Below are 14,624 nucleotides of genomic sequence, written 5' to 3' on the forward strand. Positions count from 1 at the left end.
CGGGCGCAGGGGTCGTCTTCGCGACCGTAGGCGTGTAGCGAGCGGTCGAAGTAGCCGGACTCGCCGTTGACGTTGACGTAGAGGGCGTCGAACGAGGTGCCGCCTTGGGCGAGCGCGTCGCCCAGCACCGCACGGACGTGGCCGAGCAGCTCGGTGACCTGGGCCCTGGTCAGCCGGAGGCCGGGGCGCTCGCCGTGCAGCCGGGCGCGCCACAGCGCCTCGTCGGCGTAGATGTTGCCCACCCCGCTGATCACCGTCTGGGTGAGCAGGATTCGCTTGATACCGCTGGCCGAGCGGCGCACCCGCGCGATGAAGAGGGCGTCGTCGAAGAGCGGGTCGATCGGGTCGCGGGCGATGTGGGCGATCTCCGCCGGCAGCTCGGCTCCCCCGGCGCTGATCGACAGGCCGCCGAACATCCGCTGGTCGACGAAGCGCAGCTCACGGGCCTCGAGGCCTCGATCGGCGAGGTGGAAGCGCACCCGCAGATGCCGCTCGTCCGGCGCGTCGACGGGCTGGACGAGCAGCTGGCCGCTCATCCCGAGATGGGCCATCAGGGCGTCGCCGTTGTCCAGCGGCAGCCACAGGTACTTGCCCCGGCGGCGGGCCGCGACCAGCGTGCGGCCGCGCAGCGCGGCGGCGAAGTCGACCGGCCCGGCGGCGTGTCGCCGTACCGGGCGGGGGTGGAGGACCTCGACGGCACGGATGGTGTGCCCCACGACATGGCGCTCGAGGCCGGCACGGACGACCTCGACCTCGGGCAGCTCGGGCACTAGTCCGCAGGGGTGGCGGTCAGCTCGAGGTACGCCGTCTCGGCCGCGGCCTGCTCGGCCTCCTTCTTCGACCGCCCCACGCCGTTGCCGTAGAGCCGGTCGCCGACGCGCACCTTGGCGGTGAACGTCTTCATGTGGTCGGGGCCCTCGTCGGTGATGACGTAGTCGGGCACGCCGAGGCCCTTCTCGGCGGTGATCTCCTGCAGCGAGGTCTTCCAGTCCAGGCCCGCGCCGAGGGCCGAGGCCGCCTCGATGAGCGGGTCGAACAGCCGGTGCACCACCTGGCTGGAGACCTCGATGCCGCCGCTGAGGTGGATCGCCCCGATGACCGCCTCGACGGTGTCGGAGACGATCGAGGACTTGTCCCGGCCGCCGGTGGCCTCCTCGCCGCGGCCCAGCTTGATGTGCTGCCCGAGCCCGATCGCACGGCCGACGCCGGCCAGGGCGCGGGCGTTGACCACGGCCGCGCGCAGCTTCGCCAGCCGGCCCTCGGACAGATCCGGGTGCTTGAGATAGAGCGTCTCGGTCACGATGACGCCGAGCACGGCGTCACCGAGGAACTCGAGTCGTTCGTTGGTGGGGATGCCACCGTTCTCGTAGGCGTAGGAGCGATGCGTGAGGGCGCGCTCCAGCAGCTCGGGGTCCAGTTCGGGGTCCCCGAGCGCTGACCGCAGCTCGGCGTAGTTGGTCAGGAGACCGGCCCGGTCCCGTGAGCCTGCGTCAGAGAACCTGACGGCGGTCGGCGCGAGCGCCGTACTGACCGCACTCGCCGCACGCCCGGTGCGGGAGGTGCTTGGCACCGCAGGCGGGGTTCGCGCAGGTCACCAGCGTCGGCGCCACGGCCTTCCAGGCCGAACGGCGGTGGCGGGTGTTGCTGCGCGACATCTTCCGCTTCGGGACAGCCACTGTTCTCTCCTCGTGAAATCCGTGAGCCCTCCCCGAGACCGGGAAAGGCAACCGCAGAAGTCTAAACCGCCGGCGGGTCATCGCTCCAATCGGGCGGTTCAGTCCTCGCCCTCGGCGGCGTCGCCCCGCAGCGAGGCCAGGCCGGCCCAGCGCGGGTCGATCGGCGCCTCATGGCTGTGGCCCGGATCCTCCTTGAGCGAGGCGCCGCACTCGGGGCACAGCCCCGGGCAGTCGTCGGAGCACAGCGGCTGGAACGGCAGCTCCAGCACCAGGGCGTCACGGATCACCGGCTCGAGGTCGATCAGGTCGTCCTGGACCACGCTGACCTCGTCGGCGTCGTCGTCGCCGGCCTCGGGCGCGTCGTAGAGGTAGAGCTCCTGGAAGGCGACGTCGACCTCGTCGCGGATCGGGTCCAGGCAGCGCACGCACTCCCCGGCCAGCTCGGCGTGCGCGCTGCCGGTGACCAGGACCCCCTCCATCACCGCCTCCAGGCGGACGTCGAGATCCACCGGCGCGCCCTCGGGCACGCCCAGCACCTCGATGCCGAGGTCGGCGGGCGCCGGGACGGTGCGGGTGATCTCGCGCTGGCCACCCGCTCGGCGACCGAGGTCGCGGGTGTCGAGGACGAAGGGCGCGCGCGGGTCGAGGCTGCTCACGCCCGCAAGCCTACTGACGCGCAGCCAGCTTCCGCTCCAGCGCGTCGAGCACGTACGGCGGCACGAACGCCGCGATGTCGCCGCCGAAGGCCGCGACCTCCTTGACCAGGCTGGAGGAGACGAACACGTTGCCGGTCGCACCCGGCAGGAAGACCGTCTCGATCCCAGTGAGGTGGACGTTCATCTGCGCCATCGGCAGCTCGTACTCGTAGTCGGTCGCGCCCCGGATGCCCTTGACGATCGCGACCGCGTCGACGTCCCTGCAGAACTCCACGATCAGCCCGGTGAAGCCGTCCACCCGCACGTTCGGCAGGTCGGCGGTGGCCTCGCGCAGCAGCTCCAGCCGCTCCTCGGCGGAGAAGAGCCGGCTCTTGGAGACGTTGACGCCCACCGCCACCACGACCTCGTCGAAGAGGCGCGACGCGCGCTGGAAGATGTCGATGTGACCGTTGGTCACCGGGTCGAACGATCCCGGACAGACGGCGCGACGCATGCGAGCTCCTCCAGATGGCGGTCAGGACCCGGCGTGACCGTACCAAAGGGTCGTCTCGCCGTACCGGCGACCGCGCACGTCCTCGAAGCCCGGCGGCCAGGTCGGCTCCGGGCTGCGCGCGGACCGCTCCACGACGACCAGCGCGCCGGGCACCAGCCACTCGTGCGCCACCAGTGACTCCAGGTCCTCGGCGAGCGGCTCCTCCGCCAGCGGGTAGGGCGGGTCGAGGAAGACGAGGTCGTACGGCGCGGCCGGCGGCTTGGTCAGCGTCGCCGCGACCGAGGCGGTCAGCACGTTGGCCCGGGCGAAGCCGAGCGCCCGGGCATTGCTCGTGATCAGCGCCGCCGTCCGCCGGTCCTGCTCGACCAGGGTGACCACGCCGGCGCCCCGCGACCAGGCCTCCAGGCCGACGGCGCCGCTGCCGGCGTAGAGGTCCAGGAACCGGAGCCCCTGCAGCGATCCGCACCACGACTCGATGGCGGAGAACAACGCCTCCCGCACCCGGTCGCTGGTCGGTCTGGTCTGTGCTCCTCGTGGCGTGCTCAGGCGACGTCCGCCCGCGGTACCCCCGATGATCCGCGTCACGACTTCTCCATGTACTCGGCTGCCGCCGACCTCTCGATCTCCGCCACCGCTCGGGCGAGCGCCGGCGCCTGGTGCAGGTCCACATCATCGTCCAGAAGCGCGGTGGCCGCCGCACGCGCCTGCAGGATGGTCTCCTCGTCGCGCAGCACCCGTAGGTTCTCCAGGCTCGACCGGTAGCCCGACTGGGAGGCGCCCAGCACGTCGCCCTCGCGCCGCTGCTCCAGGTCGACCCGGGAGAGCTTGAAGCCGTCGGTGGTGGCGGCGACCGCCTCCAGCCGCTCGCGGGCCGGCGTACCGGGCTCGGCGTGGGAGACCAGCAGGCACAGCCCCGGCAGGCCACCACGGCCGACCCGACCGCGCAGCTGGTGCAGCTGGGAGACGCCGAACCTGTCCGCGTCGACGATCACCATCGCGGTGGCGTTGGCCACGTCCACGCCCACCTCGATCACGGTCGTGGAGACCAGCACGTCGACCTCACCGGCGGCGAAGGCGCGCATGGCGCGGTCCTTCTCCTCCGGCGCCAGCCGCCCGTGCAGGACGGCGACCCGCAGCCCCGACAACGGCCCCTCGGACAGCTGCTGCGCCAGGTCGACGACGCTGGTCAGCTGACCGGGCTGTGCCTTGACGAGATTGCCGTCCTCATCCAGGTCCAGCGCGTCGCTCTCGCCCTGCTCGGCATCGTCGCCGCTGATCCGCGGCGCCACCACGTAGGCCTGGTGGCCCTTCCCGACCTCCTCGCGCAGCCGCTCCCAGACCCGGTCGAGCCAGCCCGGCCGCTCGGCCAGCGGCACCAGGTTGGTCTGGATCGGCGCGCGGCCGGCGGGCAGCTCGGTGAGCGTGGAGACCTCGAGGTCACCGAAGACGGTCATCGCCACCGTGCGTGGGATCGGGGTGGCGGTCATCACCAGCACGTGCGGCGGCGTGCCGGCTTTGTCGGTCAGGGCGGCGCGCTGCTCGACGCCGAAGCGGTGCTGCTCGTCGACCACGACCAGGCCGAGGTCGTCGAAGATCACCTGGTCGGTCAGCAGCGCGTGAGTGCCGATCACGATCCCGGACTCGCCGATCGCGATCCGGGTCAGCGGCTCCTTGCGCTGCGCCTTGGTCATCGAGCCGGTGAGCAGCTCGACCGTCGTGCCACCGCCGAGGAGACCGCCGCCGCCCAGCTCGCCCAGCATCGCGGTGATGGAGCGGAAGTGCTGCTGGGCGAGCACCTCGGTCGGCGCCAGCAGCGCGGCCTGGCCGCCGGAGTCGACCACCCGCAGCATCGCGCGCAGCGCGACCAGGGTCTTGCCGGAGCCGACCTCGCCCTGCAGCAGTCGGTTCATCGGGTGCGGCTGGGCCAGGTCGTGCTCGATCTCCTCTCCCACCTGTCGCTGTCCCGCGGTGAGCGCGAACGGCAGGGCTGCGTCGAAGCGGGCGAGCAGGTCGCCCCCGCCGGTGCGCGCCTGCGCGCCCTGGGCGGCCAGCGCGCGGCGGCGACGGCCGAGGACGAGCTGGAGGTTCAGCGCCTCACCGAAGCGGAACCGGCGCTGGGCCGCCCGGACCTGCTCGATGTCCTCGGGCTGGTGGATCCAGTCGAACGCGGTGCGCAGGTCGACGACGCCGTACCGCTCCCGCAGGTCGGCCGGGATCGGGTCCTCGATGCCGGTGACCACCTCGCGGGCGAACCGGACCGCGCGCTGCAGGTCCCACGACAGCACGCCCGCGGTGAGCGGATAGATCGGGAAGAGCGCCGTCAGCGCCTCGATGGTGACGGCGTCCTCGCTGGTCTCGGCCTCGGCGGGGTCGCCGAAAAGGACCATCTGCGGGTTGGTCAGCTGCCACTGCCCGCGGAAGCTGCCGGCCTTGCCGAGGAAGACGCCGCGGGTGCCGGGCGCGAGTCGGCGGGCGTTCCACTCCGCGATGTGCTGCCGCTTGGCGAAGAACGTCATCGACAGCCGCGGACCGTCGGTCTGCAGCACCGTCTCCACCCGGTACGCCGGCCGGCCGGTGCGCCGGTCCCGGTAGGTCGCCACCCGGCTGCTGACCACCTCGCCCAGCACCGTCAGCATCTCGCCCTCGTGCAGTTGCGGCACGGCGCTGAGGTTGGCGGTGTTGAGGTAGCGGCGGGGAAAGTGGTGCAGCAGGTCGCCGACGGTGCGCAGGCCGAGCCCGGCGATCACCTTCTCGGTCTTCTTGGTGTCGCCGAGCACCGTCTCGATCGGCGAGTCGAGGGTGATCACTCGACCGCCACCAGCAGCGGGTAGCGCACCTGCCCGCCGGTGTAGGTGACCACGTCGATGGTCGGGTGGTGCTGCTCGACCCAGGCGGCCGCCGCGGCGGCGAGGGCGCCGTCGGCGTCGTCGTGCCCGCTGACCAGCGTCACCATCTCACCGCCACCGCCGACGAGCCGGGCGAGGACGTCGAGGGCGACCCGCTCCACGTCGTCCCCGACCCGGACGAAGTCGCCGTCGATGACGCCGAGCACGTCGCCGGGCTCGCACGGGCCGGCGAGGGTGAGGGCGCGCCGGTCGGCGATGGTGACGGCGCCGTGCCGCGCGTGCCGGGCGGTGGCGGTCATCTCCAGGACGTCGCGGTCGAACGGCGCGGCCGGCTCGTGCACCGCCAGCGCGGCCAGGCCCTGGACCTGGGCGACACTGGGGATGACGGCGACCCGGATGCCGGCGTCCTGCTCGGCGGCGCGCGCGGCCGCCTCGGCCGCGCGCAGGCTGGCGTGGTCGTTGGGCAGCACGATCACCTCGGCCGCGCCGGTGCCGACGATCGCCTCGACCAGCTGACGGGTCACCGGGCGGCCCTCGACCACGACCGCGCCGGCCTGGCCGAACAGCTCGCTCAGCCCGGGCCCGGCGGCGACCGCGACCACGGCCCGGCCGGCCGCCTCACGCCGGTCGGCGTGCTGCCGGTCCTGCTCGACGAAGTGGGTGACCCGGATCCGGCGGGGCCGGCCCGCGGCGATGCCGGCCTCGATCGCGGCGCCGACGTCGTCGACATGGACGTGGACGTTCCACAGGCCGTCGTCGCCGACCATGACCAGCGAGTCGCCCAGGCCGGCGAGCCTCTCGCGCAGCCCGGCGATGCTCTCCTCGGTGGTGTCCTCGTCGGCGTCGAGCAGGTACATCACCTCGTACGACGGGCCGTCCTCGGTCAGGTCGGCGTGCGGCTGCTGCCGGGGCGCGGCCCGGACCGCCGCCTCGGCCTGGCGCCGGCCGGTCAGCGCGGTCTCGACCGCGTCGAACAGCACGCTCACGCCGCGGCCGCCGGCGTCGACCACGCCCGCCTCGGCCAGCCGGTCGAGCTGGCCGGGCGTCGCGTCCAACGCCTCGCGGGCCGCCTGCGCCGCGGCCGCCAGCACGTCGCGCGACCGGGCACGCTCGTCGGCGGCCTGCCGATCCGCCGCCTCCGCGGCCGCCCGGCACACCGTCAGCATGGTGCCCTCGACCGGCGTGCCGACCGCGGCGTACGACGCGGCGCTCGCCTCGACCAGCGCCTCGGCCAGCACCGCGGCACGGCGCTCGTCGACGCCGGCCCGGGCCAGCCGGCGCATCGCGGTGGCGAGCATCTCGGCCAGGATCACCCCGGAGTTGCCCCGGGCACCGACCAGCGCGCCGCGGGCGAAGGCGAGCACCGCCGCCCGGCCGTCGACCGGCTGCGCCTCCTCGATCGCGTCGCGCCCGGCCACCACGGTCAGGTAGAGGTTGGTGCCGGTGTCGCCGTCGGGCACCGGGTAGACGTTGAGCGCGTCGATCTCCTCACGATGACCGGCCAGCGCGTCCACGGCGAGGTCGGCGAACCGCCGTACCACCGCCAGGTCGAGCGCCTCCATGTCGGTCACGTGCCCCCTCGCCAGGTATTCTCGGGTGGGCCACACAGTAGTGCGGCCACCACGATTTCCGCCGGAGGGCGGCCATCGGATACGCTCGTTCGGTTGCCTGGCGCAGCGCGCTGGCGACGTTCGAGACCTAGACAACGATCATTCAGGAGTTCACGGTGGCTGCCGTCTGTGACATCTGCGCCAAGAAGCCGGGCTTCGGCAACAACCGGCCGTGGTCCCGCAAGATCACGAAGCGCCGCTTCGACCCCAACATCCAGCGCGTGCGCGCGGTCGTCAACGGCACCCCCAAGCGCCTCAACGTCTGCACCGGCTGCCTCAAGGCCGGCAAGGTCTCGCGCTGACCCCACGCTGACTCACACGTTGGCCGTCGCCCGTCCGGGCGGCGGCCTTCGTCGTTGGTTGGTCAGGTATCTGCCGCTTGGTCGAGGTATGCGTCGAGGTATGCAGGGCGGGCTCGGGGAACCGTCAGAAGTGCGACCAGCCCGTCGGCCCGTCGTAGGCCAGCCCGTCGACTGTCACACCCGACCCCTCGGCGACGGCGCCGATCGCGCGGAAGCCCTCCGGAAGCGTCGTGCCGGCCGGGAACGTCGCCAGCAGCGCGTGGTCCTCGCCACCGCCGAGCACGAAGCTGATCGGGTCGGCGCCGGTGGCGGCGGCGACGGCGTGCAACGGCTCGGGCACCTCCAGCTCACCGGTGTGTACGTCGATGGCCACGCCGGAGTCGGCCGCCAGGTGACCCGCCTCGGCGAGCAGCCCGTCGGAGACGTCGATCATGGCCGTCGCCCCGGCAGCGGCCGCCAGCGGGCCCGCGGCGTACGGCGGCTCGGGCCGGCGGTAGGCCTCGACCAGCACCCGCGGCGAGCGGAAGCCGCGGCCCAGCACCGCCAGGCCGCCGGCGGACCAGCCCTGTCGCCCGGCGATCGCGAGCACGTCGCCCGGCCGCGCCCCCGACCGCAGCACCGGCGCCTGCCGCACCGCGCCGATCACGGTGACGGCGATGACGATCTCGCTCGCCCGGGTCAGGTCGCCGCCGACGACCGAGGCTCCGACCAGTGCGCACTCCTCGGCGAAGCCCCGGGCGAAGTCCAGCGCCCAGGCGACCGGCAGCTCGGCCGGCGCCGCCAGGCCCACGGTGAGCGAGTGCGCGACACCGCCCATCGCGTTGACGTCGGAGAGGTTCTGGGCGGCGGCACGGCGACCGACGTCGTACCCGCCGACCCAGTCGCGCCGGAAGTGCCGGCCCTCGACCAGCAGGTCGGTGGAGACGACGACATGGCCCTGCTTGATCCGCAGCAGGGCGGCGTCGTCGCCCGGGCCGACGAGCACGTGCTCGCCCTGCGGAAAGTGCTCGACGAGCGCAGAGATCAGCCCGAACTCGCCGACGTCGGCCAGCGTCTGGTCACCGGTCATGGGTTCATCCAAACACCGCACCCACCGTCCACGCACAGCCGCCGCCTATGGACACCTCTACCGCTCGGTATAGGTTGAACGGCGGACCGGCGAGCCGCTGGACCGAGGCAAGCCGTTGGAAGGAGCCCCCATGGTCGTGCAGGCCTACATCCTGATCCAGACCGATGTCGGCAAGGCCGCGGAGGTCGCCGGCCTGATCGCCCAGGTCAAGGGCGTCACCCAGGCCGAGGACGTGACCGGGCCCTACGACGTGATCGTGCGGGCCGAGGCCCGCAACGTCGACGAGCTCGGCAAGATGGTTGTCGCCAAGATCCAGACCCTCGAGGGCATCACCCGCACGCTGACCTGCCCCGTGGTGCACATCTGACATGAGCCAGGGTCTCGTCGCCGTCATCGCCGGCGGTCTCAGCCACGAGCGCGACGTCTCACTCGCCAGCGGTCGCAACCTGGTGCGCGAGCTGCGCGCGGCCGGGGTCGACGTGGCGTCGTACGACTTCGACCGCAACCTGCTGCACAACCTGGAGCGGGACAAGGCGGTCGTCGCGATGCCGGCGCTGCACGGGCAGTTCGGCGAGGACGGCGAGATCCAGACGCTGCTGGAGCTGATCGGCCTGCCCTACGTCGGCAGCACCGCCCGAGCCTGCCGGGTCGCCTTCGACAAGGGCACCGCCCGCGAGCTGCTGCGCCGCGCGGACATCCCGGTGCCGCAGAGCGTGGGGCTGTCGGCCCAGACGTTCCGCGACATCGGCGCCAGCGCACTGATGGAGCACGTGCTGGAGCGGCTGGGCGAGCGGGTCGTGGTCAAGCCCACCCGCGGCGGCTCCGCGCTCGGGGTCACCGGCGTGGACGGCCTGGCCGCCCTGCCCTCGGCGCTGGTGGAGACCTACGCCTACTGCGAGGACGCCCTGATCGAGAAGTTCCACAAGGGCATCGACGTCTCGGTGGTCGTGCTGGAGTCCGACGAGGGCCTGCGGCCGCTGACCCCGATCGCGATCGACTTCACCAAGGGCCACGAGTTCGACTTCGCCGCGCGCTACACCGCCGAGTTCGTCGGCCTGGCCAAGCCGGACCTGTCCGAGGACCTGCTCGACCGGCTCGGCGAGGTCGCCTGCCGGGCCCACCAGGTGCTCGGCCTGCGCGACCTGTCCCGCAGCGACTTCATCGTCTCCGCGGACGGCTCCTTCGTGCTGCTGGAGACGGCGATCATCCCGGGCACGACCGAGACCTCGGTCTTCCCCTACGCCTGTACGGCGTCGGGCACCACCCTGGGCGAGGTCGCGGACACCCTGCTGCGACGCGCGCTCGCGCGGGCCTGACGGGGCGGCTCAGCCGAGCCGGCGCTCCATCTCCACTTCCTCGCCGGCCTCCAGCGGCACCCTCCGCCCGGTCGGCACGAAGCCGATCTTGGCGTACGCCGACCGGGCGCGGCCGTTGTCGGTGTGCACGAGCAGTCGCAGCCGATCGACACCGCACCCGCGCGCCCACTCCTCGACCCGGTCGACGAGACGAGCCAGCAGCCCGGCCCCGCGGTGGTCGGGGTGCACCCAGACGCCGACCACGTGGACCTGGTCGCGCTCGACCGCCTCGCCGACGACGTCGTCGGCTCCGGGCCGCTCCCGCAGGCCGGTCACGGTCGCCACCCATCGCTTCGCCGCGATCGCGACGAACTGGGCGACGTCGTCGCCGGTGGCGGACCTGGCGGCGCGCTCCTGCCACTCGACGTCCGGACGGGCCAGCGCCGCCTCGTAGGTCTCGAGGAACGCCAGAGGGGCGACCGGGTCGCGGAGTGCCTCCAGCCGGGACGCGCGCACCTGCGGCCAGTCCTCGGCCCGGACCCGGCGGACGTCGTACCGAGGCGTGCTCATCAGCGCAGCCCCGTCGGCCGCTCCAGCGCGAGCTGGATGAGCTCGTCGATCAGCTCGGCGTAGGACAGCCCGGTCGCCTCCCACATCTTGGGGTACATCGAGATCGGGGTGAACCCGGGCATCGTGTTGATCTCGTTGAGCACCACCTCACCGTGCGGCGTGACGAACACGTCGACCCGGGAGAGCCCCTCCCCGCCGATCGCCTCGAACGCCCGCACCGCCAGGTCGCGGATCCGCTCGGCGACCTCGTCGGGCAGGTCGGCGGGCGCGTCGGTGCGGGCCTGGGAGGCGGAGAGGTACTTGGCCTCGAAGTCGTAGAAGTCGGCCGCGTCGTGGTCGACCACGATCTCGCCGGGCACCGACGCCCGCGGCGCGGCGCCGCCGCGGCCACCGAGCACGGCGCACTCGATCTCGCGACCCGCGATGCCCTGCTCGACCAGCACCTTCGGGTCGTGGAAACGGGCCGCCTCGATCGCCTCGGCCAGGCCGGAGACGTCGTCGACACGAGTGACCCCGAGCGAGGAGCCGGCCCGCGCGGGCTTGACGAAGACCGGGAAGGCGAGCTGGTCGCTGACCCGCTTGACCACCTCGGCCTGGCGCTGCTCCCACTCCCGCGGCTGCACCACGACGTAGGGGCCGACCGGCAGGCCGTGACCGGCGAAGACGAGCTTCATGTAGTGCTTGTCCATGCCCACCGCGGAAGCGAGTACGCCGCAGCCGACGTAGCGCACGTCGGCCAGCTCCAGCAGTCCCTGGATGGTGCCGTCCTCGCCGAACGGCCCATGCAGCAGCGGGAAGACCACGTCCACGTGGCCGATCTCGCCCAGCCCGGCGACCGCCGTCCCGGTCTCGCTGGTGACCTCGGGCAGGTGGTCGGCGCTCAGCTCGTAGCGGCTGGCGTCGCCTCCGGCCAGCACCCACTGACCCTCACGGGTGATCCCGACGGGGAGTACGTCGTACTTCTCCCGGTCGATCGCCTTCATCACGCCGGCCGCGGTGGCGGCGGAGATGGCGTGCTCGCCGGAGCGGCCGCCGAAGAGCAGTGCGACGCGGATCTTGCGGGTGGGCTCGGCGGGGGTCGGGTCAGCGTCGGCCATGATGCCCGACCCTAGCCAAGGGCCTCCGCCACCTCGAACAGGCGCGCCCCGTTGGACGCCTTGACCAACACCACGTCGCCCGGTGCCAGCTGGTCGCGCAGCCAGGCCAGCGCGGCGTCGTTGTCGGGCACGAAGGTGCTCTCGCCGGCGCCCTCCGCGATCGCCCGAGCCGCCTGGCCGACGACGACGATCCGGTCGATGCCACGCTCGGCGGCGTAGGCGCCGATCGAGCGGTGCGCTTCCGCAGCCGTCTCGCCGAGCTCCTTCATCTCGCCGAGCACGGCGATGGTGCGGGCGCCGCCGGCGCCGATCGTGGCCAGCGTGTCCAGTGCGGCCCGCATCGAGTCCGGGTTGGCGTTGTAGGCGTCGTTGAGCACCGTCACGCCGCTGGGCAGCTCGTGCAGCTCCATCCGCCACTTCGACAGGCTGGTGACGGCGTTCAGCGCCTCGGCGATCCGGGCCGGCTCCAGGCCGGCGGCGAGGGCGGCGGCGGCCGCGGCGGCCGCGTTCGTCGCCTGGTGGGCGCCGAGTAGCTGGAGCGTGATCGGCACCGAGCCCGCCGGCGTGACCAGGACGAACGAGGGCCGGCCCAGCCCGTCCAGCGTCAGCCCCTCCACCCGGACGTCGGCCGGCTGCCGGCTCCCGAACGTCACGATCCTGGCGCTGGTCCGGGCGGCCATCGCCGCGACCCGCGGGTCGTCGGCGTTGAGGACGGCGGTGCCACGCGCGGCCTCGACGAGCTCGCCCTTGGCGACCGCGATCGCCTCCCGCGACCCGAACTCGCCGAGGTGGGCCTCGCCGACGTTGAGCACCACCCCGATGTCGGGCTCGACCAGCGCCGCCAGCTCGGCGATGTGGCCGATCCCGCGCGCGCCCATCTCGAGTACGAGGTAGCGCGTCTCGGGCGTGGCCCGCAGCGCGGTGAGCGGCATCCCGATCTCGTTGTTGTACGACCCGCGGGTGGCGACCGTCGGCGCCTGATCCGCCAGCACCGCGCTGAGCAGGTCCTTGGTCGACGTCTTGCCCTGCGAGCCGGTGATGCCCACGACCGTCAGCGCGCCGGTGCCGTGCAGCAGCGCCACCACGTGGGCAGCGAGCCGCTGGAGGGCCCGCTGGACGTCGTCGACGATCACCGTCGGCAGCTCGGTCGGGCGGCTGCCCAGCACCGCGACGGCGCCGTTGGCGGCGGCCTGGGCGACGTGGAGGTGGCCGTCGGTCCGCTCCCCCACGAACGCCACGAACAGCCCGCCCGGCGCCTCCTCCCGGCCGTCGATCACGACCGGGCCGTCGACCGTCGTTGCGGGGTCGCCCTCCACTCGACCGTCGGTCACGTCCGCGATCTCGGCCAGGGTCAGCGGGATCATGCCTGTGCCTCTTCCGTATGGGCGTCCGGCCGGGCGTCCGTATGGGCGTCCGGCTGGGGAGTCCGAGCGAGGAGCAGCGCGAACTCCACCAGGGGTACGGCGGCGATCGGCAGCACCACGTAGGCGTGCGAGGGGACCAGGGTGAGGACCACGGTGAGCACGACGTGCAGCGCGACCACGATCGCGGCGACGCGCTTGATCCCGCCGGTCGGCTCGATCCGGCCGCCGCCGAACGGCTCGCCCACCGGCCACGACAGCCACAGCAGGGCGCCGACCACGCCGCCCCACGGCAGCCAGAACGACGCCAGGCAGACCAGGACCACCAGCCCGAGCAGCCAGCCCTCGACGGGCCGGGCCCGGACCCACTCGCCCTCCAGCGCGAGCAACCGGCCCGGCCGGAGGTGCTCACGCTGCGCGACCCGCAGCCAGCGCAGGTAGGAGACCAGGGTCAGCAGGCTGACGACGACGGCGTACACCACGTTCACGTCAGGGGGCTCCTCACGGCCGCCACCCTATCCGGGGCACGATGCCGGGGCCGGCTCCCAGGCCCTACGCTCGGGGTGTGTCCGACCACGACCTCTCCGACCTGCGCCCCGCCACTCTCGCCGTCCATGCCGGCCGACCGTCGCACGAGCCCGACCAGCCGCTGAACGTCCCCATCACGATGGCCTCGACGTACGTCGCGGGCGGCGCCAAGGAGTACGGCCGCTACGCCAACGACGCCTGGGCGGCGTTCGAGGAGACGCTCGGGGCGCTGGAGGGTGGCCGCGCGCTGGCGTTCGGCAGCGGGCTGGCGGCCGTGGCCACCGTGCTGGACCTGGTCAGCGACTCGGTGGTGGTGGCCGGCCAGTCCTACCTGGGCACCATTGGTCAGCTCGGCGACCTGGAGGCCCGCGGCCGGCTGACCACCCGGCTGGTCGACATCGCCGACACCGCCGCGGTGGTCGCGGCCCTGGACGAGGACGTCGCACTGCTGTGGATCGAGTCGCCGACCAACCCGGGGATGGCGCTGGCGGATCTGCCGGCGCTGATCGACGCCGCACACCAGGTCGGGGCACGGGTGGTCGTGGACAACACGTTCGCCACTCCCCTGCTGCAGCAGCCGCTGACCCTCGGCGCCGACATCGTGGTGCACTCCGCGACCAAGTACCTCGCCGGGCACTCCGACGTGGTGATGGGCGCCGTGGTGGTCCGCGACGACACGCTGTGGGACGTGCTCAAGGGTCGACGCGACCTGATCGGCGCGATCCCCGGGCCGTTCGAGGCCTGGCTGGCCCTGCGCGGCCTGCGCACCCTGGCGCTGCGGGTCGAGCGGGCCGCCGGAAACGCCGCCACGCTGGCCTCCCGACTGGCGTCCCACCCGGCCGTGACCGAAGTCCGCTACCCCGGCTTCGGCGCCATGCTGGCGATCGTGCTGGCCTCGGCCGAGGCGGCCGACCTGGTCACCCATGACACCTCGATCTGGGTGCACGCCACGTCGCTGGGTGGGGTGGAGTCGACGTTCGAGCGACGCCGGCGGTGGAAGGGCGAGTCCTCCGACGTACCCGAGGGGCTGATCCGGCTCAGCGTGGGCATCGAAGACGTCGAGGACCTTTGGTCCGACCTGCGCGCCGCACTCGACCGGCTCTGATCCCCCATCCAAAGTG

The 14,624-nt window shown here is 73.1% G+C and carries 17 protein-coding genes; 4 read left to right on the top strand and 13 right to left on the bottom strand.

Annotation, left to right across the window (positions count from 1 at the left end):
- From mutM to fakA, 8 genes are all read right to left on the bottom strand, one after another.
- Positions 1 to 770 (bottom strand): bifunctional DNA-formamidopyrimidine glycosylase/DNA-(apurinic or apyrimidinic site) lyase (gene mutM, locus VHA72_RS01075; protein ID WP_325572594.1); only part of this gene is annotated, 770 nt, incomplete at its 3' end.
- Positions 770 to 1,570, bottom strand: coding sequence for a ribonuclease III (gene rnc, locus VHA72_RS01080; RefSeq protein ID WP_524538560.1), 801 nt, complete (start codon positions 1,568 to 1,570; stop codon positions 770 to 772). The genes rnc and mutM, both read right to left, overlap by 1 nt.
- Positions 1,491 to 1,676, bottom strand: coding sequence for a 50S ribosomal protein L32 (gene rpmF / locus VHA72_RS01085; protein WP_081790257.1), 186 nt, complete (start codon positions 1,674 to 1,676; stop codon positions 1,491 to 1,493). The genes rnc and rpmF overlap by 80 nt, the downstream gene beginning before the upstream one ends.
- 98 nt (positions 1,677 to 1,774) lie before the next feature.
- The gene (locus VHA72_RS01090; RefSeq protein ID WP_325572595.1) at positions 1,775 to 2,332 is read right to left on the bottom strand and encodes a YceD family protein; all 558 of its coding nucleotides are present in this window, start codon (positions 2,330 to 2,332) and stop codon (positions 1,775 to 1,777) included.
- A gap of 10 nt (positions 2,333 to 2,342) precedes the next feature.
- Complete coding sequence (gene coaD, locus VHA72_RS01095) at positions 2,343 to 2,825, bottom strand: pantetheine-phosphate adenylyltransferase (protein WP_325572596.1); 483 nt, start codon at positions 2,823 to 2,825, stop codon at positions 2,343 to 2,345.
- 21 nt (positions 2,826 to 2,846) lie between these two features.
- The gene (gene rsmD, locus VHA72_RS01100) at positions 2,847 to 3,410 is read right to left on the bottom strand and encodes a 16S rRNA (guanine(966)-N(2))-methyltransferase RsmD (protein ID WP_325572597.1); all 564 of its coding nucleotides are present in this window, start codon (positions 3,408 to 3,410) and stop codon (positions 2,847 to 2,849) included.
- Positions 3,407 to 5,632 (bottom strand): ATP-dependent DNA helicase RecG, encoded by a 2,226-nt coding sequence (locus tag VHA72_RS01105; RefSeq protein ID WP_325572598.1) that lies wholly within the window; start codon positions 5,630 to 5,632, stop codon positions 3,407 to 3,409. The genes rsmD and VHA72_RS01105 overlap by 4 nt, the downstream gene beginning before the upstream one ends.
- Positions 5,629 to 7,233: a fatty acid kinase ATP-binding subunit FakA gene (gene fakA / locus VHA72_RS01110; protein ID WP_325572668.1), complete on the bottom strand. Its 1,605-nt coding sequence runs from the start codon at positions 7,231 to 7,233 to the stop codon at positions 5,629 to 5,631. The genes VHA72_RS01105 and fakA overlap by 4 nt, the downstream gene beginning before the upstream one ends.
- A gap of 164 nt (positions 7,234 to 7,397) precedes the next feature.
- Between fakA and rpmB the strand changes: the two genes are divergently transcribed.
- Entirely contained in the window at positions 7,398 to 7,583 is a 186-nt protein-coding gene (gene rpmB, locus VHA72_RS01115; RefSeq protein ID WP_325572599.1) for a 50S ribosomal protein L28, read from the top strand.
- A 124-nt stretch (positions 7,584 to 7,707) separates the two neighbouring features.
- Here rpmB and VHA72_RS01120 read toward each other — a convergent pair whose 3' ends face one another.
- Entirely contained in the window at positions 7,708 to 8,652 is a 945-nt protein-coding gene (locus VHA72_RS01120; protein ID WP_325572600.1) for a thiamine-phosphate kinase, read from the bottom strand.
- A 130-nt stretch (positions 8,653 to 8,782) separates the two neighbouring features.
- Here VHA72_RS01120 and VHA72_RS01125 point away from each other — a divergent pair, with 130 nt between their 5' ends.
- Together VHA72_RS01125 and VHA72_RS01130 are read left to right on the top strand one after the other, a co-directional pair.
- On the top strand, positions 8,783 to 9,019 hold the full coding sequence (locus VHA72_RS01125) for an Lrp/AsnC family transcriptional regulator (protein WP_325572601.1): 237 nt from the start codon (positions 8,783 to 8,785) through the stop codon (positions 9,017 to 9,019).
- Between the two features lies 1 nt (position 9,020).
- Entirely contained in the window at positions 9,021 to 9,968 is a 948-nt protein-coding gene (locus tag VHA72_RS01130) for a D-alanine--D-alanine ligase family protein (protein ID WP_325572602.1), read from the top strand.
- Positions 9,969 to 9,977: 9 nt separating this feature from the next.
- On the opposite strand, the gene VHA72_RS01135 is transcribed toward VHA72_RS01130, so the two are convergent.
- Genes VHA72_RS01135 through VHA72_RS01150 form a run of 4 tightly spaced genes read right to left on the bottom strand, consistent with a single transcriptional unit; the run spans position 9,978 to position 13,463 of the window.
- Complete coding sequence (locus VHA72_RS01135) at positions 9,978 to 10,517, bottom strand: GNAT family N-acetyltransferase (RefSeq protein ID WP_325572603.1); 540 nt, start codon at positions 10,515 to 10,517, stop codon at positions 9,978 to 9,980.
- Entirely contained in the window at positions 10,517 to 11,614 is a 1,098-nt protein-coding gene (locus tag VHA72_RS01140) for a D-alanine--D-alanine ligase family protein (RefSeq protein ID WP_325572604.1), read from the bottom strand. The genes VHA72_RS01135 and VHA72_RS01140 overlap by 1 nt, the downstream gene beginning before the upstream one ends.
- 11 nt (positions 11,615 to 11,625) lie before the next feature.
- The gene (locus tag VHA72_RS01145; protein WP_325572605.1) at positions 11,626 to 12,978 is read right to left on the bottom strand and encodes a UDP-N-acetylmuramoyl-tripeptide--D-alanyl-D-alanine ligase; all 1,353 of its coding nucleotides are present in this window, start codon (positions 12,976 to 12,978) and stop codon (positions 11,626 to 11,628) included.
- Positions 12,975 to 13,463: a hypothetical protein gene (locus VHA72_RS01150; protein ID WP_325572606.1), complete on the bottom strand. Its 489-nt coding sequence runs from the start codon at positions 13,461 to 13,463 to the stop codon at positions 12,975 to 12,977. Before VHA72_RS01150 ends, VHA72_RS01145 begins: the two co-directional genes overlap by 4 nt.
- A 77-nt stretch (positions 13,464 to 13,540) precedes the next feature.
- Here VHA72_RS01150 and VHA72_RS01155 point away from each other — a divergent pair, with 77 nt between their 5' ends.
- Positions 13,541 to 14,608 carry a trans-sulfuration enzyme family protein gene (locus tag VHA72_RS01155; RefSeq protein WP_325572607.1) on the top strand — a complete coding sequence of 356 codons (1,068 nt, stop codon included), beginning with the start codon at positions 13,541 to 13,543 and terminating at the stop codon, positions 14,606 to 14,608.
- The last annotated feature ends 16 nt before the right edge of the window (positions 14,609 to 14,624 follow it).

It is taken from the genome of Nocardioides sp. (assembly GCF_035547795.1).
In the GTDB taxonomy this organism is placed as follows: domain Bacteria; phylum Actinomycetota; class Actinomycetes; order Propionibacteriales; family Nocardioidaceae; genus Nocardioides.